18 protein-coding genes are annotated in these 23,031 nt (G+C 41.8%); 2 read left to right on the top strand and 16 right to left on the bottom strand.

Annotated features, from left to right (window positions below):
* Positions 1-46: 46 nt before the first annotated feature.
* The 14 genes from L865_RS0102275 to L865_RS0102210 all read right to left on the bottom strand — a co-directional run bounded on the left by L865_RS0102275 (position 47) and on the right by L865_RS0102210 (position 16,693).
* Complete coding sequence (locus L865_RS0102275; protein ID WP_028771746.1) at positions 47-1,831, bottom strand: tetratricopeptide repeat protein; 1,785 nt, start codon at positions 1,829-1,831, stop codon at positions 47-49.
* Positions 1,832-1,911: 80 nt separating this feature from the next.
* Positions 1,912-3,351, bottom strand: coding sequence for a hypothetical protein (locus L865_RS0102270; protein ID WP_028771745.1), 1,440 nt, complete (start codon positions 3,349-3,351; stop codon positions 1,912-1,914).
* Between the two features lie 498 nt (positions 3,352-3,849).
* Positions 3,850-6,015: a secretin N-terminal domain-containing protein gene (locus tag L865_RS22900; protein WP_051484395.1), complete on the bottom strand. Its 2,166-nt coding sequence runs from the start codon at positions 6,013-6,015 to the stop codon at positions 3,850-3,852.
* On the bottom strand, positions 6,012-6,560 hold the full coding sequence (locus L865_RS0102260; protein ID WP_028771744.1) for a hypothetical protein: 549 nt from the start codon (positions 6,558-6,560) through the stop codon (positions 6,012-6,014). The genes L865_RS22900 and L865_RS0102260 overlap by 4 nt, the downstream gene beginning before the upstream one ends.
* Positions 6,547-7,134 (bottom strand): hypothetical protein, encoded by a 588-nt coding sequence (locus L865_RS0102255; protein ID WP_028771743.1) that lies wholly within the window; start codon positions 7,132-7,134, stop codon positions 6,547-6,549. Before L865_RS0102255 ends, L865_RS0102260 begins: the two co-directional genes overlap by 14 nt.
* Complete coding sequence (locus L865_RS0102250; RefSeq protein ID WP_157577399.1) at positions 7,134-8,225, bottom strand: PilN domain-containing protein; 1,092 nt, start codon at positions 8,223-8,225, stop codon at positions 7,134-7,136. The genes L865_RS0102255 and L865_RS0102250 overlap by 1 nt, the downstream gene beginning before the upstream one ends.
* 65 nt (positions 8,226-8,290) lie before the next feature.
* Positions 8,291-9,151 carry a hypothetical protein gene (locus L865_RS0102245; RefSeq protein ID WP_028771741.1) on the bottom strand — a complete coding sequence of 287 codons (861 nt, stop codon included), beginning with the start codon at positions 9,149-9,151 and terminating at the stop codon, positions 8,291-8,293.
* Positions 9,141-9,842, bottom strand: a complete 702-nt coding sequence (locus L865_RS0102240; protein WP_028771740.1) for a prepilin-type N-terminal cleavage/methylation domain-containing protein — start codon at positions 9,840-9,842, stop codon at positions 9,141-9,143. The genes L865_RS0102245 and L865_RS0102240 overlap by 11 nt, the downstream gene beginning before the upstream one ends.
* Positions 9,827-10,249, bottom strand: a complete 423-nt coding sequence (locus tag L865_RS0102235; RefSeq protein ID WP_169732683.1) for a type IV pilus modification PilV family protein — start codon at positions 10,247-10,249, stop codon at positions 9,827-9,829. Before L865_RS0102235 ends, L865_RS0102240 begins: the two co-directional genes overlap by 16 nt.
* Before the next feature lie 5 nt (positions 10,250-10,254).
* Positions 10,255-10,638, bottom strand: a complete 384-nt coding sequence (locus L865_RS26115) for a prepilin-type N-terminal cleavage/methylation domain-containing protein (RefSeq protein WP_084632448.1) — start codon at positions 10,636-10,638, stop codon at positions 10,255-10,257.
* 1 nt (position 10,639) lies between these two features.
* A complete protein-coding gene (locus L865_RS0102225; protein ID WP_028771737.1) occupies positions 10,640-11,836 on the bottom strand; it encodes a type II secretion system F family protein in 1,197 nt (398 codons plus the stop codon).
* Positions 11,836-13,494 (bottom strand): GspE/PulE family protein, encoded by a 1,659-nt coding sequence (locus L865_RS0102220; protein WP_028771736.1) that lies wholly within the window; start codon positions 13,492-13,494, stop codon positions 11,836-11,838. The genes L865_RS0102225 and L865_RS0102220 overlap by 1 nt, the downstream gene beginning before the upstream one ends.
* Positions 13,491-13,904 carry a type II secretion system major pseudopilin GspG gene (gene gspG, locus L865_RS0102215; RefSeq protein ID WP_028771735.1) on the bottom strand — a complete coding sequence of 138 codons (414 nt, stop codon included), beginning with the start codon at positions 13,902-13,904 and terminating at the stop codon, positions 13,491-13,493. The genes L865_RS0102220 and gspG overlap by 4 nt, the downstream gene beginning before the upstream one ends.
* A gap of 29 nt (positions 13,905-13,933) precedes the next feature.
* On the bottom strand, positions 13,934-16,693 hold the full coding sequence (locus tag L865_RS0102210) for an SLBB domain-containing protein (RefSeq protein WP_028771734.1): 2,760 nt from the start codon (positions 16,691-16,693) through the stop codon (positions 13,934-13,936).
* A gap of 614 nt (positions 16,694-17,307) precedes the next feature.
* Here L865_RS0102210 and L865_RS0102205 point away from each other — a divergent pair.
* Positions 17,308-18,777, top strand: coding sequence for a peptide MFS transporter (locus L865_RS0102205; protein ID WP_028771733.1), 1,470 nt, complete (start codon positions 17,308-17,310; stop codon positions 18,775-18,777).
* Between the two features lie 133 nt (positions 18,778-18,910).
* Here L865_RS0102205 and L865_RS0102200 read toward each other — a convergent pair whose 3' ends face one another.
* Together L865_RS0102200 and L865_RS0102195 are read right to left on the bottom strand one after the other, a co-directional pair.
* Positions 18,911-20,014, bottom strand: a complete 1,104-nt coding sequence (locus L865_RS0102200) for a response regulator (RefSeq protein ID WP_028771732.1) — start codon at positions 20,012-20,014, stop codon at positions 18,911-18,913.
* Positions 20,015-20,107: 93 nt separating this feature from the next.
* Positions 20,108-20,890: an MlaA family lipoprotein gene (locus L865_RS0102195; RefSeq protein ID WP_028771731.1), complete on the bottom strand. Its 783-nt coding sequence runs from the start codon at positions 20,888-20,890 to the stop codon at positions 20,108-20,110.
* Positions 20,891-21,189: 299 nt separating this feature from the next.
* Here L865_RS0102195 and L865_RS0102190 point away from each other — a divergent pair, with 299 nt between their 5' ends.
* Positions 21,190-23,025: a flagellar hook-length control protein FliK gene (locus L865_RS0102190; RefSeq protein ID WP_028771730.1), complete on the top strand. Its 1,836-nt coding sequence runs from the start codon at positions 21,190-21,192 to the stop codon at positions 23,023-23,025.
* The last annotated feature ends 6 nt before the right edge of the window (positions 23,026-23,031 follow it).

Below are 23,031 nucleotides of genomic sequence, written 5' to 3'. Positions count from 1 at the left end.
GCCTTAAATGCGCATAACAAGTCAAAAAAACTCAATTTATCATTGGCTATTGTTGCATATCTAGCTGTTCTGTCGAAATTATCTGCAACATTTGCTGATGTAACTGAGCAACAGCTTGATCTTCATCGCTTTTAGGATTAAAGCCTTCAACTAACTTCAGCGCCTCTTCACGTTCACCTAGACGCCAAAGCAAACTACCTAATTGATAAACTGCAAATCCATTGGCTGGATCAAGTTTCAGCGACTGGCGTAGTAATCCTTTAGCAAAGCCAAATCGGCTAGCCTGCATATGACTCACCGCAATTAAGGCTAACACTTCACTCCTGTCTTTACGCCTGTGAGCACTGGTGTACTTCATAACCAATGTTGTAAGCGTACCTGCACTTTCATATTGCCCTAGTGAATATAGAACACGTATATAGTCACGTAACAAACCATAACTAACCTTACCCTGTTCAACGCTTAAATCTATAGCAACTTGATATTCACGCATGGCATCAAGGGGCTTTTGTTCATTAACATAAACCGCGGCTAGCATAGTATGCGCGCGAATCGATTGAGGTGCGACTATGACTTCATTCTGAGAAAATGCTTTTTTATCAGACCATAGTGTATTTCTATCGTATGTTAAATAACCTAGGCAACATACGACCAGCGCACCAACAGCAACGATTAGTTTATTGCCGAGTTTATTTGAGAGCTCGATAAGCACGCCGGCCCAACAAATTATCAAGCCTACATTGGGAAGGTAAGCACGATGCTCAAAACCGATATCGGTGATTGGAATGATGCTTGACTCTACTAGGTGAGCTATATAGTAAAAGAAAACACCAATTGTAATTAAAGGGAAACGTTTATAAGCAACTATACTGACCGCCACAATAGTTATGTGTGCCATTGCTGCCAGCCATGTTACCGTTTCGGTGAAACCAATCTTAGTAATATTGGGGTAATTTAACTGTAGGCCTGTTGGCCAGAAAAATTTATTCATATAGTCAAGGATTATTGCCATCTGAGTAGCAAAATAATCAACTCGACTAATTAACGTAGTTTCTCGGCTAGCGCTGTCAATCAAGGCAAGCGAATGCTCAAAGGCTGGGAGCAGTGTTGCCATAAAACTTAGCAGTAAACAAACCATACCAGCAAACAACAAATTCCGTTTAAATCGCCTAGAAGCAAATAACGTCACTTCAAATAATAGTAACATCAACGGCAAAGTGACCGCATTCTGCTTTGTTAAAATAGCTAATGCAAAAGTTGCGAAACAAAAAGCGGCAGAGAGGCAGCGTTTAACTTTATCCGTCGTTATACGGGCATAGAGATAACTAACACAAGCTAGAAGATAGAAAAGCGTGACTAAGGAGGCTAGCCTTTGAACTACATAGGTCACAGCCTGCGTGTTCAGTGGATGCACCGCATAAACACATGCCAATATGGCGGCGACAAGAACAACCTTTTTATGTTCGATTGGCCCAATCAAGAGCTCCTTATCCTTATCCTTGCCCTTAACCCAAACACTAATGAGTAGTAATCTGATCAATATAAACACACTGATGGCAACTGCGGCATGAATCAAGATATTCAACCATCTAAAATCTTGCGGCTGTTCTCCGAAATAGACTGAGCTTAACGCAAAAGATAGATAGCCAATGAAGCGCATGCCGTAGCTAGACCAAAGATCCGGTATATTGATCGCGTTTAACTTTGAGTTTCCAACAAGTGAACCAAAGTCATCGATATAGAATGGTGCGTAAATTGCGGGGTAATAACAGATAAAACACAGCCCTATTAGCAACAATGATATAACAAAGCTCGTTTTATTTACTATCACATTTAAACCTTAACATTTACTTAAACCAATAAAAAAGGCGACCTAAGTCGCCTTTTATTACATCAATAGTTAGGGGTTAATTACTTAACGCCTTTGTATTGGCTGTTGTTTACCATGCCACGGTCTGAACCGTTAACATTGTAAGCAGAGTATACTGTGATGTCGTCTTCTGGCGAGTTAACAGTTACAGTAAATGCAACTTTGTTCTTCGCTTCAGATGTAGCGTCACCTAGGATACAAGACTTAAGTTCAGCTGTGAACTTAGTAACAGTACCAGCTGTAGCAGCAACACCGTAGTCAGTAGTTAGGTCACAAGTACCGCTCATGCCATCTTCATCATACCAATCAACAAAGATAGAACCATCTTGGGTGCCTTTGTTGTCAACATAAACGATTTGGCTGATTCCTGGGCCGTAAGGCATATAAGGAACGTGAACGATTGAACCGTTAAGCGTCCACTCACCTGCATCTAAATTAGTACCAGCATCAAACATTCCAAGTGGAGTGTCACTAGATGCAATACCACCCGTTAACGCTGAACCAGCGATAACTGTGTTGTAGTACTCATATACGACATCAGCTGTGAAGCTTTGTGGAGCTTTTAGCGCCGCCGCACCTGTAGGAGTAATAACAAACTGTGCAGTAGTAGTTAGGTCACCAATTGCGCTACCAGCGTCTGAACCGGTCACGTAAGTATAAACAGCTTTACCGTCAACAGGAGTAATAGTTACACCATTTGCAGTAACTGTTGTGCTAGTGAAATCACCTTTAAGCGTGAAAACCTGATTTTTAACAGTAGCAACTTCTTCTTCCGTAGTTGGAAGCTGGTTCTGCTTACCCCAACCACCGGCTGGAGTAAGTTCTGCAGCTGCGGTAATGGTAACTACATCTTGAGTAGAGCCGCCAACAAAAGTCTTACGCTCAGCTTCGATATCAACAACTTCATTAGCTTTATCAACGCCTGCAATTGTGGACCCGCCAAACTGATCTTGAGAAGATGCAACTGGTTTAGTCACCTTATCACCATCAACGTTAGTTCCATCAGCAAGTTTAAAATCTACTGAGAAGTTAACACCTGACGCTAAGATATCCACAACGTCAACGTCGTAACCAGCAAACTTAGTTACAGAGTTAACAGTGTTCAATACGTCACCAGCTGTTTCAAGGTTAGTTAGACGATAGGTAGCAGTAGCGCCATCGCTATCTAACAGACCCCAAACACCAGTAGCAGAAGCATCAGTTGCTGGATCGGTTACTGAAGTATCGTCGCCAGATAACATATCAACAGTGATTGGCCAAGTTACAGTAGTGTTACCACTGATTTCTACTAGCATGCGGTCACCAACCTGAAGGGCAGCACCGTGCTTAATTTCAACTGTAGCGCCTTCAACGGTACCAGCTTTTTGCTCTAGACCTTGCTTAGAGAAAGTGCTGTTTGGAACAGTTACAGTAGGTGTAGCAATAGCTGCACTACATACGGAAGCTAGCGCAAGTGCCAGCGTAGTTTTTTTAAAAGACATTCTTATCTCCAATTTCATGAAATTGGGAACGAAATACAAGCTTAGCTTGCTGTTGTTCCGCATATACTTTTTTTATCCTAAAAAGAGTAAGATGCGAACTCTTTCCGCACCCACGATGAACTCTAAAATACCGTGTACATCATATCAACACTTGACTAGCTCTAATCTCGTATTTTTTCAACTTTAACCGAAAATGCTTAATATTTACGCACAACTGTTAAAATTTTTATTACTTTTTGACCATTGCCAGCTAGTAATTAACAACCGTTATCGGCCTTAAGGCCAATTGTTTCAAAGTCAGTATGATAAAATCATCACCCATGCGGATAGTAGTAATTTGCTAAATACAATGCAAACCAAAAATCGCAAAAAAATGATATTTATCAACTTCGTTCATTATTTGCCTAACCAAGCAAGATTTTTGCACCCAATTAAGACAAAACTTTGACATATTACCCGTCTATCTAGCTACATTTGACGCCAAACTTACGCAATGAATTACTCTTCAATAGCCACTGTTGTGGGCTTTGAGTCTTCAGCCTGCTGAGATCCAGGTATGTAAAGGTTCTGGAACCCTTGAGCGAAACTATTTTTAATCTCTCCCCACTTGTCAGAACGGTCAACGACTCGGGGAGTGACCAACATCACTAGCTCAACCCGGCTACTTAACTCTTTTTGCCCCTTGAAAAGATTCCCCAATAATGGAATATCAGCGACCCAAGGCGTTTCGTCGCTTTGTTGATCGATATTCTCGCTGATTAGTCCCCCTAAAATAATCGTCGAGCCACTATCAGCTACCACTTCTGTTTGTAACCGTCTTTCCGAAATGTTTGGGTTACCGCCACTACCGCTGGATTCGGTGGCATTAGATATCGATTGAGTGATCTCCATAATCACCACACCTTGCGCATTAACCGTAGGAGTGACAGAAACATCGATACCGGTTTTACGGTAAGCGGAGGCTGTCGTTTTATTACCATTGCCGCCAGTGGGATCATCAGTGGTTTCACCAATAATCGAAATATCATCACCAACAACAATACTCGCTGACACCCCATCCCTCACTAATAAAGATGGGTTAGATAAAACATTTACAAACTGGTTTTTCTTAAAAAAGTCAACGTTCAAACTGCCATCGACACCTTCTAAGCTAAACTTAAAGCCTTCTCCACCTGTTCCCAACTTACCACCTAGCGATACATCGCCTTGGCTCAATGCCCATTCAACACCGTACTGGAAAGTACCTTCTAATTTGACTTCTGCAATCACTATATCCAGCATGACTTGCTTAGGTAAGATATCGAGTTGGTCAATTAGCGGTAAGATATTTTGGTACTCAGTGCCTGTGGTATAGAAAATGAGTTGATTTGAACGTTCATCCACGACAAAGCTCATACTGTCGCTGCTAGCACCCACTTTGGATTTACTTGCAGTCGGCGCTCTACCCGTACTATCTGTCACTTTTCTGATATTACTTGTACTCGCAGAGGCACTAGAATCTCTTTTTTGTGCAGCGGCAGTGTCTGTACTTGCCTTGGCACCAAGCAAAGAAGAGAGACTTTCTCCTATATCAGATGCGCGCGCATACTGTGGTTGATAGGTGTAGTACCTAAGACCCGTACCTGCTTTAGGTTTATCTAAGATTTGTGCCCAATAGCGAATACGATTAAGAATTATCTCATCAGATGTGAATGCGGCCACTGCGCCTATTTGGGTGATCGGTACTAACACGGCATTCTTATTGTCAGGTTTAACAGCTGAAATTGGCACCCCTTCGTTTTCCAACAGCGCAGTGATGTCGCTAATAAAGTCGCCAATATCAATAAAAGTTAAATTAATCAGACCTATATTTTTGCCCCGATTGGCAGGTGCATCTAATAAGTTAACCAGTTCTAAAGCGCGGATAACTTCGGTTCTTGTACCGCGAACAAAAATAGTGCTTTGTTCATAATCTGCTGTAATACGCGCATCAATAATTTGATTTAAGGTTCGCTCTATTGAAATTTTTACTCCGTATAATAACGGGACAACCTGAAGTACTTCACCCTTTGTATAAGGAACAGATTCAGGGGTGCGACCTATACCCGTGGTTACCTTTTTAGCAGATCCCGCAGGCAACTTTTGCAAAAAGTAAATGTCATTTTCAAATACGATATTGGCTTCGCGTTGCTCAAGCAAAGTATTAACAAGCTCAAACAAACGGCGTTTCGAAACAGGCTCTGCAATATTTAACGTAACCGGAGCTCCGTCAGACTTTATACTTTCATCGATAACATAATTAGCCCCCAACAACTGGCCAAAGGTATAGTGAACAAAATCCTGTAGTTGCATTTCTTCAGCTGCAACTTTAACCATTTCGTCAGAAGGAAAAGCCTCTGCCAGCTTTTCACTTCCGGCGAAGCTAACCTGATTACTTGGTAATGATTTCAGCGGCTCTACAAGTTTTCTATCTTGTTGAAATTCATTATTAGGGTTCTCAGCTGCATCACTCTGTTTTTTATCCGTGCCTGATCCTTCGAGATATGAGTCAGGTACACGAAACCTTGGATCATCTAGTGATCCTTCGACCGGTTCATCAGTCGAGGCACAGCCGCTTAACGCAGCGACGATACACAGTGAAAGAGCTTTGCGGTTGGGTTTAATCACTAACATTGGCTGTTTCATTTATTATTCGCTTTCTGTTTAATATCAAATAGCCGCAGGGTAATCTTCCTTTTCCCTGCAGCTATATTAATCGAGTTCAATTCGATACTTGTCACTTGGTAGTCTGAAATCTTTTGACCTTCAATGACTTTTATACGCTTAGTTTTTCTATTCTTTAAGTGTCGTTGCTCCAACAGTGCAAATTTTGCATCTGCGTCGAACACGCCCAAGGGTCTGTACGAATAATCTCCAATAAATAACTTGGATAAGTTACCTTTTTGTTTATTCTGAAACTCTTTACTTAATCTTGGATTAGGTTTGGGTTTTGTAGCGGGCTTATTAGCCACTTTCTCTTCAATGGGAACATCGAACTTTTCAAATTGCGCCAGTATCTTATTTACTCGCTCATCAGCAAAAGGCGAAAATACCTGTTCGCTTTCAACGGTGTCTAATGTACGCCCTTGCCGGTCTTCCCCACCTACTTCATATCGATTAACAAAGTCCAAAGAACATAGCAGTAGTGAAATAGCCGCCGTCATTTGTATCCAGCGATTATTCATCAGCATTTGCAACCTCCACTCCATATTTGGCAGCCAATTCAGGGCCTAAAACATAGAAACTCACCACCATGCTACCTCCCGCGTCTCCAAGGGTATCTCCTTGCATTCGTACAACCCGAAAAGATAGGTCATTAATTACTGTAGCTTGAGGCATTTGCCGGATAGAAAGTACCGATTTGAATAAATTTTTAGTAGAACCGCGGACACTTAGCTTGAGGTTGAGCACCGTTAAATCTGAGCCTGAGTCTGCTAACCATGAAGAACTGGTTATTCGCACATCAAAACTTGCTAGGAGCCTGTCTAACTCTTCCATCTTCGCTAACTTTAAAGCGGAAATATCTTGGCTCACATGGATAGCATCAAGGCGGCTTTTATTGATAGATTTTGCCTGTTCAAGTACGCTCTCAAATTCGGACCCTTGCTCTGAAAGTGCTTCTGCCCTATCTAGGCGGCTTTTCAATTGCTTTATTTGGTTCACTTTAGTGTCTTGCCACTCCCAAACTGGAGTCAAACCAAATTTGATAACAACTAACACTGCCACAACGATAAGCAGGTTTTTCTTATTCAATAACTCTTTCATCAAAAGGCCTTAGTCTTAAAGTTAATACTAAAGCGTTCACCAGTTCGAGATTCTCTCACCGGCCCCGCAAAACTTGCAGCTTGTACCGCCTCATGAGACGAGAGTAAGCTCAGTATTGTCGTTGCCTTCTCGGCTACTCCAGCCAAACGATACTCCCCATTTTGATAGGAAAGGTTAGTGATTTGCATACCTGCATTAACTGCACTGCCAACAACTTCAATTGCGCGCCAAGGTGTATCATCAATGCTTATTTGAGATGACAGCAATCTATTTAGTTCTATCTGCTGGGCTAATTCATTCTGTGAGTCCAATACTTGTTCGACTTGAGTGCGTTTCTCTTCGAATTCAGTTGTGACACTTTTTTCTTGATACATTAAAAAGCTACTAAACATCGCGTTGCAGAGTGCTACAACAGCGACAAATGTCAATCCGATAGCTTTATAAGGAACATTCAAGCTCTGCTGGTTTCCACTCCCAAAATAGAAAAATTGAATTAGTGATTTTGACAGATTTCGTTTCATTCCATGAAACAAGCTTTTTGCAATAGAACGCCCGTCAATACTGACAATATTTTCGGGTAGCGCTATTTCGGCTAATTGACAAAATGATTCTGCGGTATCAATAAAGCTGTCTTCGATATATGAGACAGGCCCCTTTGCTCCCTTCGCAATATACACATTAGGTTGCCCCTCTAGATCAACAACGGCTAATGAGTTTTTTTCAGCTAACAAATAGGACTCAGGAACAATATAAAAAGCTTTTGGACAAAGTTGCTCTACCGTCTCTTTATTAACTGACCAAATGGTGACAGAGCAAGACTGCTCATCAAGCTGGTATGCATTGTAAAAGTGAATTTGGTCCGTTTCATCTACTTCAAACTTAGCTGCTTTTATCGCATCTACCGGATCTGCTATTGGATACGAGCTTTGGACTTCGCTATAGTGTTGGCGACCTAAAACCACGATCCAATGTCGAACACTTGACTCTTCGCTAAATGAGACGTTTTTATCCGCCCCATATACAAGTGACTTTGTGTGATTTGTAATATAAGCAACTCGATTAAGTGCTTTATTCACTATTTGTAAATTCAATTTATTTTCCGTAAAAGATTGCGTCAAGGAAGAAGACTCTTCCTTATCCTTTTGTTATTGAGCTTTTATACATTGCGCTCTTGCAAAACATAAATATAAGGTTTAGTTCTTGGTAACAACATAAGCTCAAGCAAACGATTAACTTTAATATCGTTGACTTCAGACTGCACTTCCACTCGATATAAACCGACAGGATGCATCTGAATGTTCATAAAAAAACGGTCATAATTCGATATGCCTGTTAATTGCCTTAACATTGATTGCGTAAGTTGACCTTGATTGCGTGCATCAACAACCGCTGTCACTGCATCCCTCGGATACAAAAGCGGTAATAAATTATCCGGCATATTCAAGGGGTTCAAGTATGTCGTCGGGTAAATGGTAGCGGTATCACTCATTCTGCCAATAAATTGCTCCGGGACACCTGCAACTCTAAATTCATGCTCTAAGAATTGCATATTCCTTTTTACGCTATCGTTGCTAGCCCACCCCACTCTGCTAGACGACTGATTCTTTATGCTAGCTAGTCCAGCAGCTATGGTCGTAGCTTGACTATCAGGAATACCTATCGCAGTTAACCAGCGTCTATCTGACGCTTCTCCGAGCAAATTTATCGGGTATAAGCCCGCAATATCCTGTATGGATACTGTAATACCTTTTTCTAGAGTAAAGGGCTTACCATATAAATTCCAGCCTTTAGGCACTCCACTTGGTCGAATTTTGTGAACTTCTTTTACCGACAACCAATACATGATGTCAGATTTAGCTGAATCGAGCTTTAAATCCGCTTCCGTACGGGCGACAAAATCCGCCGCAATCTCTACTTGGTCTCTAGCATTATATGAAAAACCGATCGCCATCACGATTATGACCAGTGTAATAAGCAATGCCTGCAATAGCGCGATTCCACTTTGCTTATACTTCATCATTTTGTCCATCGTTCCACAAAAGCCATCTTGGATGTTGGTCTACAACATTGAATTCCCATCGCAGCTTCTCTTCACCTCGCGTCAGAGTAATTCGTAGTCTTTCGGGTAACAAATTTTTCGCTAAACTATTATAATTACGATACCAACCTCTTTCGGGTTGACCTATAGGAGCAGAAGCCACTCGACCTCGAACATCTGCAGAATACCAACCATAATACTCAAATTGTATATCTGAGTAGTTACTCATCACATTAAATCTATGGGTAAAATCGAAATCTTCGGTTAACTTAGTAAAAATAGCATCATACATTTGCCACTCTTCGTAAATTAGAGAATAGGTAAAATCCTGTTCTTGAACGACAGAAAGTCGAATCACAGCCGGGGTCTGTGAATCAAACATGCTATTTTGCACAACGCCAACGAAACCATCACTGTTACCTTCAAAATAAATGCGTGCATTGCCAGTATCGTTTTCAACTACGTACGGATATATCCCTCTTATCACTCTTGGTAATAATGTAGTTTGCTTAGCTTGAGAAAATGTCGAGGCAAAGCGTCCCATATCTTGGCCCCATTTATTGCTAAACGTTGAAAAAGCGTAGCTACCTACAAGCATGGTAAGCGACATAATAGTTAACGCGACTAGCAGTTCAACCAGTGAAAAACCAGCTTCTATTTTTCTTGCCATCGAAAAATCCTATACTGGAGAGGCTTTCTGTAGCCTTGTAATTTCAGAGTCAAGGTGACTGCCCATATTTGATACCGAGTGTCAGGACGGACAAAGTCGCCATCTGCGCCTAAGATTGTTTGCCCCCGGCTATCAAGTACTTTGCTAGCTTTCCAACTAAAAGAAATTTCGCCAACTCTACCACCACCGGAGACTTCTTCATCGGGTAATTCTGGGCCATCTGCCAGTCGTTTTTTTATATCAGCAGTAGCAAAGCCCACTATTTGGTGAACAGCAATACTCCTATCAGCGACCCGGCTGGAGGTCAAAGCACCTTGGTACACCATAGTCATCGCTGTCAATGCTAGAAACAGAATAAATGACGCTAAAAGCACTTCTAATAGGGTAAAACCTTTTTGTTTGGTCATTCGATTCATGGGTATAGTGTTAAGGTATGCTCATGCTTGCCTGAGCGTACTGTTAACTCAGGCACGTTTGGGAGCCCGATGGGTCCGTAAACAACTCTTTGTTTAGGAAAGCTAATGTGGTCAAACTTAAATTTCTGTTGCTGATTTGCAATAGCTACTGTCATAGATTGACCTTCAAAATTTAACACCACGTTTGATTCATTAACGAAAGCCTTTGCTGAAAACACTTTCAATCGACTTGCTAACCTTAACTCCTCACTACGAGATTGTGATGACTCGATTGTGCGTACTAATGGAGGCGCGGCTAACGCCATGACAACTCCAATGATAACCAACACTACAAGTAACTCTATGAGTGTAAAACCTTTAAGAAGACGTATGTTCTTCATGCTAGAAACTAATGTCGTTTACTGAAACAATACTAAGCAACATAACAACAACCACACCGCCAACAATGCCCCCCATAACCAGGATCAACAATGGCTCGAGCAACGAGGTAAATTTAGTTGCCCAACTTTGAAAGTCATCTCTAGAACGCTCAGCGACTTCATCGAAGACAGGTGATAATTCGCCACTTTCTTCACCAACCTCTAACAACGAAACAAAAAAGTCGGGATAAATAACGCTTTTTGATAGCGACTCTGTTAAGCCTGCGCCTTTTTTAATCGCCGCTCCTGCACTTTGAAGACCGCTACGAATATCGCTATGACCTACACTCTCAGTCGCAAGTTCAATCGCTTTATCTACGCTAATACCAGCATTCAACATCATAGACATTGCAGCATTAAATCGAATACGTTCAATCATTACAACAACACTATTTACCAAAGGAGCTTTTGATATGAGCTGGTCAAATTTAACTCGATCAGACTCCCTTTGATAGTAAAGCAAAGCCACCGCACCGAATATGGCCCCACCAGCAATCAATTGATAATCCTGTACCCAACGACTGATATCCAACAATAATTGAGTATAAAAAGGCAGATCTTTCATCCCTTCAAACAGGCCACTCATTTGCGGAACAATATAATTGAATACAAATAAGATACAGGTAATGCACACAAAGAAGATTACTGTTGGGTAGGTTAAAGCCTGAATTAAGCTGCGCTTTAAATCTCTTCGGAATCTTAGATCTTCAGAAAGTTTGGCGAAAACCTTATCTAAAGTGCCACTGGCCTCCCCCAGTTTGACCATACTGACATATAAATTGTCGAACACTTTAGGATGCTTGCTGCATACCACTGCAATGCCTTCACCGCGCTTTACATCGGTGTGCATTTGGACAAGTAGTTGTGACAGAGCACCACGACTTTTGTTCTTTGCCAAAATACCAATAGCCCTATCAATTCTGACTCCACTTTTTAGTAGCAAAGCTAATTCAGAGGTCATAAACTCAATATCTTCTAGGCCAACACTTTTCTTTCCTAAACCTGGCAAACTCGCGCTGTTGGCAGCTTTAGTTATAGACACAGGCTTGAGCTTTTGCGCTATTAGTAACTTTGTCGCTGTACCTTGCGTGTCAGCATCGATCATGCCATCGATTTTTGCACCGTGCGAGTCATAAGCGGTATACTTAAATGTTGGCATTAACCTGCAACCCTTATGACTTCTTCAATGGTTGATATACCTCGAATTGCCTTATAAAAGCCGTCTTCCATCAATGTGCGACGCCCATGTTTTTTGTTGAGCGCGCGCGCCTTGAGAACAAAATCATGGTTTTTAGGAATCTGTTTAAGGTCATCGTCGCACCGCAGGTATTCTATAACCGCTGTACGTCCTTTATACCCGCTTCCGCCACACATCTCACAGCCAACGGCTTCAAATAGATTAATTTCTTCTACACCAGTTTGGCTGGCAATTTGATCAAGCTTATATTTCTCAATTAATGCCAGAGCGTCAGTGTGCGGTTTAGCGCAGTGAGGACAAAGCTTACGAGCTAACCGCTGCGCGACAATAGATACGATTGCCGCATTAAGTAAAAACTCTTCAACACCAAGGTCCATCAATCGGGTGTACGCACTGGGGGCATCATTCGTATGAACAGTACTGAATACTAAGTGACCTGTTAGGGAAGATTGCATTGCAATTCTAGCCGTTTCTTGATCTCGAATTTCCCCCACCATAATGATGTCTGGATCTTGACGTACAATACTGCGTATACCCGCGGAAAAGTCAAAACCAATCTCAGGCTTAACCTGAACCTGATTAATACCATCCAACTGATATTCGACCGGATCTTCCAGCGTAATAATTTTTACTTCAGGCTTATTGAGTTCGTTCAAAAAAGTATAAAGACTCGTTGTTTTACCACTACCTGTAGGCCCCGTAAGCAGGATCACGCCAGCGGTATTGGTCAAATCCTCTTTTAGATAGCCTTGAATATCCTCAGATAAACCTAACACTGACATATCGTAAGTAACCGAGTCTTTTTTCAAAAATCGAAGAACGACACTCTCAGACTCGCTTAGTGGTAGCGCAGAAACACGGATATCAAGGTCTGTACTCGCAATACGCATTTCAATCTTGCCATCTTGTGGCCGCCTTTTCTCAGCAATATCCATTCCAGAAAGGATCTTCAATCTAGATACCAATGGAAGTTGTAACCGAGAAGATATGGTCTCTACTTCGTGTAAAACCCCATCAATACGAAAACGAGCTCGATAGCGACCTTGCCAAGGTTCGAGATGCATATCTGATGCCCCCGCTTTAACGGCGCGAGTAATCAATGAATTGAGTAAATTAACCACCGGGGCTTCACTTGCAAGCTCCCTTAATTTATCTTCTTCAAGATCACTTAGCTCATTGACATCACTCATAACCTGACTAGTTTCAGCATCTAGCCGATTAGCTAACAACTGACTCTCTGCCTCATGGGCTAGTAGGATTGTGTATTGAAGATTTTTTCTTTGCAAATACTGCCTTACAGACATGTTAAACGGGCTATTACAAATAAAGACAATGCTATCCGTATCACTGCAAAGAAACCATTTATTCTCTTTTAAAAAGTTGATATTTAAATCCAACTTTTCCGAGCTTAGCACCGCATTATCAAGCTGCTCACCAGAAACTGTATCAACACCTAATAGCTTTGCATAAGTGTCAATTACAGCATCTTCTGACAAAGCGCCCATATTCACAAGCAACTGCTCTAACCTGCCGCCATACTTTTTCTGATAGGTAGATGCTTTTTCTATATCAGCTTCAGTAACGTTGGCTTCAATCAAAAGTTCATGCAATCTGCTCATCGGTGAATAATATCCGCATCGTCACCTTCACCACCTTCTTGTCCATCACGGCCGTATGACGATAGCGAGAATGGTTCACCGTTGTTGGTTGTGCGCGAATAGTTATAAGGGTTACCCCAAGGATCAAGAGGCACTTCTCGCGGCAAATATGGGCCATCCCACCCTTTTTTATTGGATGTACGCAATTCAGATAAAGATTCAGGGTAAGAACCTATATCAAGACGGTAGGTATCAAGTGAAGTCTGTAGCATCTGCATTTGAGCTTCAGCAGTTTTAATCTTGGATGAATCTACTTTAGAAAACATCGTGGGTGCTACTAAAGACATTAAGAGACCAAGTATCACAATAACGATTAACAACTCAATAAGCGTAAATCCACGCTGTATAGCTTTTTTTGTCAGCTTAGCCATTAAATAACCCTTTGATAGTTCATGTATTACTAAATATTCGACACTGTTGCAAATGCTACAGCTGTGTTGTAAATAATGCTGGTTACTTGAGTCCACAAAGTCAAATTATCTTTGTATTCAGTATCTAACGGTACAATTACCGTATCGCCTGGCTCTAATTGTGTATCAGAACTAAACCACATTGACCGAGTAGGCAAAACAACCGCACCGTTGGCCTTTACGATATAAGTTCTACCGTCATCAGCGCGCTCTCTAACCCCGCCAGACATTTGCAAGTACTGATCTAATGTCAATCCAGCTTTGTATCTGTGCGTCGCAGCGTGCTGTACCTCGCCCATTACAGAGATCGTTTGGCGATTTGATGGTACATACAATACATCTGAGTCTTCAAGCATCAAATCAGCGTCTTTAACACCCATAGATATCGCAGATAAATCGACAACTAATCGCCCAACCGCCTCGATAGTTTCAAGATCGGTCAACATCATACGTGCGTCTGAATAGTTAACTACGTCACCGTCTTTAGAAACACCACGAGTGGCAATATCTCTTCTCAATTGATCTGCCAGCTTTTTGATTTCAAGCTGTTCTTGCTGACGAATCGATTCCCGCACAAATACTGCTGATGGAGGGTAGGCATAATCGGTGAACCCTCCCGCCCGTTGGAGTACATCATTGAGCGTCTCGCCTCGGCGAATGTTGTAAACCCCAGGAAAACGAACTTCACCACGAATTTCAACTGACTTATTCTCCTGCCAATCGGGAGTTGTCATCACCGTTAGGATATCTCTTCCCCTTAATTTGGCATTTTCATTTCTGGCACCACGCAAAGCATCAATAAGATCTATGTGTTTATGAGAAATAACTGAAGACTCTTCTTCCAAACTTGTCCTTGTTAACTCGGCTCTGGCTGTGTATGCCCCTTCTTTTAAACCACCTGCAGCTATGATTAAATCAGCAACATGAGCATTGACTGCTAGCGGGTACACTCCTTGGTGAAACACTTGGCCACGGACTGCAACGACCGATACCTCAGACCCCACTTGGCTTTGTTGGCTGAGTTTCAAAATTACTGGATACAATAATTCAGCGCGGTTCATCAACGGACTGAGTTTAATTAACTCAGGGTCATCAAAAAGGTTAGCCATCATTCGATTGACCTCACCTTTAATCGCAATGCTATCATCGTCTTGCGTTTGCTCCTTCGCAATAACAACACCGCCTAAATCACTTCTTTTTCTCAGTTTCTGAGATTGTAAATCTGCAAATCCAGCTTTGAATAAATCTTGTGAACGCGAGGTCTCCCCTCCCGTTAGGCTAACAACCGTTTCGATTCTCTTTTTCAATAACTCATTCAGCGCAAATCTATCTTGTATATCATCGCTATGATTGAAAAACATGATGATGTCACGAGCTTGTATGGCTATATCGTCTTCTGCTTTTTCAACAATTGCTTTTTTAGGAGAAAATTGATGAATCTCGATATCACCAAACTTATTTACTTCTCTAATGACAATCCCATAACCGAGATCAGCAGTTACAGACAATCCCCCCCACACAGAAGGAATTATATCGCTGATTCGACTGCCGACCTGTGCTTGATACATGCCCGGACGAACAACAGCCCCTAATACCGTTACAGAATCACTAAATTGTTTTGAAGCAGTTTTTACTCTTACATGATCTCCCTTTCTAACTTTAAACGTTTTCCCTTTCTGGCTTGTCAGATCGACATTTTCTATTGTCTTCAGTCCACCCTGGCTATAACGTTCAACACTACTCATCTCAGCATAAGCTGATGCTCTGATACCCCCGGCCATATCAATGACATCCATCAGTGTCTCAGACGCTGATATTTCATAAATAGCTGGGCGTCTTACTTCGCCATCTATAGAAACAGTCGATTGTACTGGCGGTATAAATACCACATCGCCTGACATTAAACGTTGATCACCACTAGAATCTCCGCGCATAAGTAAATCGTACAGATCCAATGTAGTAATTAGTTTACCATTACGTTTAAGCTGAATATTTCTTAACGATCCAATCTCTCTTACGCCGCCAGAAACGTACAATGCCTGAGTAATGCTAGATAAACTTGAAACCGTATACGCACCAGGCTTAAACGCCTCACCAGCAACAAAAACTCTTATTGAGCGCAGTTGTCCTAAACTAATATTTGTTCTAACCCCAATAATTTGTTCTTTCACTGCAGTTTCAAGAAAAGTTTTTGCTTCTGTAAAACTCATGCCTGAAACAGTGATCGGTCCCAAATCTGGAAATTGTACGTTGCCATCTCGACCGACTACTAGCTCAAACTGATTTGCATCTTTACCAAACAATTGCACATTAAAAACATCGCCTGGGCCGATTAAATAGTTATTGGGGACGGGTGCATCACTAACAGGAGCAAAAGTAGTAGGCATCCCCTCAAAAAGTTCATAACCAAACGGCTTTAGTTCTTGCTTGGTAATATCTTGTCTATCTTTAAGATAATTTGAAACTTCATCCACGATTAACTGACGTTCTTCAGCTTCTTTTTTCTGCTCCAGCTGCTCTTCTAAAGGCACAACAACTTCAGGGTTGTCTATACTTTGAGATTGAGAACTCGTACTGAAAGATGATGGATCTATACCATACTGCCTAGCCATTCTTTCCTGTTCAGACTTAGGCAGTTTTTTGAATTGTTCGATCATTTGTGGTGACGGCGTTACGGCAACTACATTTGATGAAAAGATCGAGGCAATACAAACCAAAGGGATGAGACATTTTCTGAGTTGTAAAAACACTAGTGTTCTCCATTTAGACACTATACTAAGGCCATTACACCTATTATTTTAGGTAAACAAAGCCGTCTGTATGGGTAAAACCAGAAGACAAGCTTTCAGCCAAACTTATAATCAGTAAAGACAAAATTGTTTGCGATTATACTCCATATTGATTGACAGTACAGTAGTTGAATTAGTTCAATGGTGATTTACCTATCATTTAGCAGGAATGCTAATATCCTCTCTTTAACATACTCAAAATACCTCCTCAGTTGGCACTCACAACTTTAGAACCAAATGGTCACCTTGAAATAAAAACCATACATTTTTTGAAAGGTTCTTTGACTTATCTACGGCCAAATTTACAGCAGATACCATTAGAAACCACATATGCAAATTGACTTTTGTGCGTTTAAAAGGGTATATAAGATGGGTTTCGGCGTGTTTTCTACGCCAAATATTAAAATATAACAAAATCAATCAACAATCACGTAACAAAAAACAAGCTAAAGTTGCTTAAAAAACAACACCATAATGATTTTTTGTACCAGTTGTTGAAACTTAAAAATATTCGCACAACATATTTTCTGACGTGATCTCACGCAGACAATCACAAGCTTAAGGTGGAAGACTTAATGAGCGCAGCAAAACCCCAAGGGACGATGCTCGGACATCCGAAGGGATTGTTCCTTCTTTTTACAACAGAATTATGGGAACGATTCAGTTACTACGCGATGCGCGCCATTTTGGTGCTTTATCTCGTTGACGCTGTTCAATCGCAAGGTGGTCACGGTCTAGGTTGGACCCAAGCCGATGCCCTTTCTTTATATGGTACATTCACAGGTCTGGTCTATTTAACCCCACTTATTGGTGGTTGGTTAGCTGATGCATACCTAGGTCAACGTAAGGCCATCATCATCGGTGGTGCGTTAATGGCGGCTGGCCAGTTTATTCTTGGTACACCACACGCCTGGGTTCAAGGCATGGAGACTGAGGTTTTCTACATCGGTCTAGGTGTATTGATTATAGGTAACGGCCTATTCAAGCCAAACATCTCTACTATGGTGGGTGACTTATACGAAGAAGGCGATCATCGTCGTGATGGTGCATTTACTATCTTCTATATGGGTATCAACGTTGGTGCATTCTTATCGGGTATCATCGTAGGTTCTGTGGTGGCTTACTTTGATGGTAACTTCCAAGCTGGCTTCATCTGTGCTGGTATCGGTATGGTGCTGTCGTTAATCATCCAATTCGTGTTCGCTCAGCGTCTTCTTGGTGACATTGGTCGTACCCCAGCAGCTCAAATCGAAAAAGCAAAAGCTGAAGCGAAAGGTGAAGTGCGCAAAGAGCCACTGACTAAAATTGAACGTGATCGAATTAAAGTAATTATGATCATGGGTCTATTCACCATCATTTTCTGGGCTGGTTTTGAGCAAGCCGGTGGCTTGATGAACCTATTCACCAATGACTTCACCGACCGTATGATTGGCGGCTGGGAAGTACCAACGACTTGGTTCCAATCATTGAACGCAATGTTCATTGTTATCTTTGCACCTGTAGTTGCTTCGATTTGGATTCGCTTAGGTAAAAACGAACCTAATTCTCCAGTTAAATTTGCAATGGGTCTAGTTTTACTCGGTATTGGCTTCCTATTCATGATTGGCGCGGTACTAGAAATGGGTGGCGACGCTAATGCTAAGTCAAGCATGTGGTGGTTAGTAGGTGCTTATTTCTTCCACACTATGGGTGAGCTTTGTTTATCTCCTATCGGTCTGTCTATGGTGACCAAACTGGCTCCTCTACGTATTGCATCGCTGATGATGGGTGCTTGGTTCCTATTTGTTGCCGCAGCGAACAAAATTGGTGGTATCGTTGGCTCATTCATTGGTCACGGTGGCGCGAAAGAGGAACAACTTGCTAATGCGATGTCAATTTTCGCTGGTATTGCCATCACAGCCGGTATTTCAGGTGTTATCTTATACTTCATGGCTGATAAGCTAGTTGACTGGATGCACGGTGCGGAAGATGGTCATCATACTGAAGAGCAAAAGCTTGAAGAAGAAATTGCAGTAACAGCTGAACACGAAGCGATTAAGCGCTAGTAGTTCCCTGTTTTGCAAATAAAAAAGCCTCTCCAATAGTGAGAGGCTTTTTTCTATCCATTGCTTAAGTAAACTCCCGAGTGGCTCTTTAGTTACCGGTTACCAGAGCATTCGATACAGTGTTGAACTCCCTTCAGAAAGAGAACTGTACAAACCCACCTGGTGAAACCTCGGTTTGATACTCCAAACCACTAAACTGATTGGCTAACAACATCGCCTTATGCTGCTGTGTATTTGAAGTGATACAAAGGCTTTCGCCCGGCATTAAGTTGCGATGTTGCATACTCGGTTGACCCCACTCTAATATGCCTAACTGTAACGAATCAGCTAAAATGAGCGGCATTAACCCTTGCTGGTTACGAACATAGGTACGCAAGCCTTTGCCTGCTTTGGCTATTGAAGCGCGGTACTGGCTCAATTCAACGACAATATAGACAATATCAACATAAATATCTAAACCTGATTTGCTCATTTTATCATTAAGGTAACTGAGCATATTAAACGGCTCAATAACAGAACTAGAACTCCCTTCCCTGTACAGCCTTATCTTTTGGTCAACAAAGCTCTTAAGCAATACACTGGCAAACGCACAGCGATTGTCATGGGGGTGAAATTGCGCCATATAAACCACAATATGCTGCTCATCAATACTGGCGCTATCGATAAAATAAGCACTCACATTGTCATTTTTGAACAAACTGTAATCGACAGTCGCTTTGGGATAGGTTATTTCTGAAGGGGGGAACAACTGCTGCTGCACACTTTTTGCAGCCTCTGCATTTTGCTCCAACAAAACTAAGTTCTGCTCTAACTCTTGATAGGATAGCTCGTCTAATTCAGCCAATTGCACATCAGGCTGAGTTTGAAAATTCAAACATTGAACGATGGCGTTTTCAATCTGGTAAAGATCGCCAACCGGCTTAACCAAATAATCTGATGCACCTAATCGCAGTGCCTCTACAACATCGGCCATTACATGGTTAGCAGAGATGACAATAGCCGGTACTTTTACTCCCCGGTTCATCATTTGCTGCAGCATCTCTAACCCACCCAATATGGGCATGCTCAAATCTGCTAGCACCACATCAAACTTTGCTTGATTAAACTTATCTAATCCGCTTTGCCCATCTTCGGCCTCAGTCACTTCTGCGCCGCGATTAACTAAGAACGCCGCCACGATTTGACGAAAAACGGGGTCATCCTCAACAAGTAAAACATCAACACCTTCTAGCGCCATATTGACTCCTGTATGCAGCCCTCTGCTTATTATATTTGTGATTTGGAGGGCATATGGGCTCTATGGGTAATCTACTTATAGCATAGCAGCTAATCAGTCTAATTCATCAAGGTACTCGTCTAATAACTCATCGTCTTCTTCTACAATGGGGACATCGCCGTCATACACTTTGTAATCCATATACTGAAAGTAGGCTTCTTTAACAAAAGTGTAGGGGTCTAACGCATTATCCACTAGCCTTTCTTGATCGATTGCTGTTGACCGTTTATGCAGATTTTTCAATCCCCATTTTAGAAGTGATTGCCAGAAGGTAAGCTCTGATAGCGGAAAGTACAGATCATCAACCCAATCTGATGCCAATTCTCGCGTCACGTATGGCCCTAAAAAAGGCGCCATAAAATAGGGGCCATTGGGTACACCGTAGTAACCAAGGACTTCGTTAAAGTCATCTTGTTTACGGGGCATTCCCATCATATTGGCAACATCAATAACACCAAACAAACCAAGCGTAGTATTGATGGTAAAACGTCCACCGGCATTCGCTGCCCACATCCACTTACCTTGCAGAGTGTTATTGACCATAGCGCTAGGTTCTTCAAAGTTATGGACAAAGTTATCGACACCGGTTTTAACCGGGCTAGGGATATAATCGTTGTAACCATGTGCGATCGGTCGATAGAAATATCGGTCCATAAAAAGGTAATTGAAATCCCACATCGCACGGTTAAACCCTTCTAAAGGGTCTCTTGGATCGTTATAGACAACTTGAACTTCTTGGTGGGTGTCAATCACATCTGGCTTTTTAACCTCATCGCTAGCGAGCGCTAGTGATGAATACAGCATTGTGAAAACAGCGACAGTCCATTTCATTTTCATACAACCTTATCTATCCAGTATTTTGACTGAGTTCGCATGATAGCGAAGCGAACCTTGATGCTAATACTAGACTGCATAGTTTGATTTTCCTTTCAGAGGGCTAAGGATACTCAGCAAAATCCTCCGGTCAATAATATAATTGTAAAATATTCATAATCTATCGAGCTTGATTTAACTTTAAGCGTTGATTGTCGATACATAAGTATTAAGCTTAGCAATTTTACGATTAGGCTAGAGGGTCAGATCATAAGACCGCTTGTAAACCAGATTTATTTCTTAACCAAAGCGAATAAAACACATTGATAACTAACCTAGACAATCTAAACGATCGTTCATTAAGCAAAGATGTAAAAGCCACCAGAGACATCTTATCTACAGTCACGACCAGCAATATTCGCTTTGACCAGCAGACTAAAGATAGCTTGTGGATCAATGACAAGCGCTATGTCATTCAAGATAAGCAGCTGGCTCAAGCCCTGTTAAAGCTGAACTTAAGCCAATTAAGCTTTTTACTTTCCGCTCCGCAAAGTCTAGAGCATCAGCAAAACAAATCCGTACCGGTTTCAGCCGACCTCAGCATATTCGGCAAAACAGCTGCCACAGACCTACCCCAGGTTTTGAAACAATTGATAGTAAGTAAACACTTACCACTAGATCGGCTTTTAAGTTTGGCCGCTCAACCAAAAGGCTACTACTTGGCCGATGCAACAGTAGCTAACGGTAAGTTGATAATAAATAGTGATGTTAGCTTACCTTTACCTAAACTAATGGTACGTGATGGCGAATACCGAGTATCTATTATCGCGCAAAACGATAAGCTGCAACTTGCGCTATCGCCAATCTTATTTAATCGGCCAATTCAGTTAACAGCTTATACTCAACCAACAGAAAAGCTGGCACCAGACATTACCAGCAGCGCACAAATCATAGCCAAGCCAAACTCTGCCGTCCTATTCACTCAGTTATTAAAAATATTCAGTCAGCCTTTGAGTAGTCTGCAGCCCGGCGCTGTCAATCCGCTCTCTAAAACTCTTCCTAAGGGCGACGGCATCATGTTGTCTGGGAAAGCCTATAGACAAAATCAGGCTCAGTTAGTAACTAGCACATCAAAAGTCGCCATGCCGCCGCTAAAATTCGCTGCTGAATCACTTTTGAACAAACCAGCAGTACTGTTGAATAAAAACATAACGCTTCCCACAAGTGATAAATTAGTTGAGGTGCGAATTGATAAGTCGCCGGTAAGCGCCCCAAAAGCAACTATAGCCCCTGAAATGGCTTCATCATTACAAAACAAATCTGAGCCAGTGTTAACTCCACAGCACAGAGGCTTGAAACACAGCCTAGAAACAGTGGCTCTCAATAAGCCACCGGAACAACCCGCTTTAACGAAAATGACTCAGCCAAGCCTACTGAAATTTTTACCAATGTTGTCACCACGAGCGCTGTCTATGCTTGCGCTGCCTAATACTTTAAAAACAGAGTTATTAGATGGGGTGAAGGCTTTTTCGCCAAGCCTGCCTACGAGCGAGCCCGTCAACAGCCAAAATAGCTCCTTAAGCATCTTATTTAAATTGTTGTTGGGCCAAAAAGCTTTGTCGACATCAACTCAACCAAGCACAAAGTTAGCTCAACAAGTTGAGCTACTTGGTGCTAAATTGCAGTTATCTAATAGTTTGTTGTCAATCTTAGAGAGAAGTCAATCAAGTGAACTAGTCACACGGTTACTGTCTAATATCAGCTTGTTCCAGCAAGCAAGCTCCGACTCCTCGCAAACGACTAGTTGGCTGTTTAGCCTACCTTACAAAATCGATGATCGATTTGAAGAATTAGAAGGTCAGTTTGAACAGGAAAAGAATGAAGATGGCTCTTTAGCCGCAACGTGGCGCTTACAACTCAAATTTAGCTTAACAAGTGGCGGTATGTTGATTAAAGCCCAAGTCGAGGCCAACAAACTCACCCTCACTATAAATTCAGACACCCAAAGCTTGTTGAGTAAGATTGAAAAACACCTTCAAGCGTTAGAAGAAAAACTGACCCAAGTAGGCTTTACTGAAACAAACATAACTGCGAAACAGGCTGAAATTCCCGTCACCTTACTTCCAGGTGATCATTACCTCGTGAAAATAAAAGCATAGGAACAT

The sequence above is a fragment of the Shewanella waksmanii ATCC BAA-643 genome (assembly GCF_000518805.1).
GTDB lineage: Bacteria > Pseudomonadota > Gammaproteobacteria > Enterobacterales > Shewanellaceae > Shewanella > Shewanella waksmanii.
Note: the sequence above shows the minus strand (reverse complement) of the source record. Positions and strands in the feature narration are given on the sequence as shown.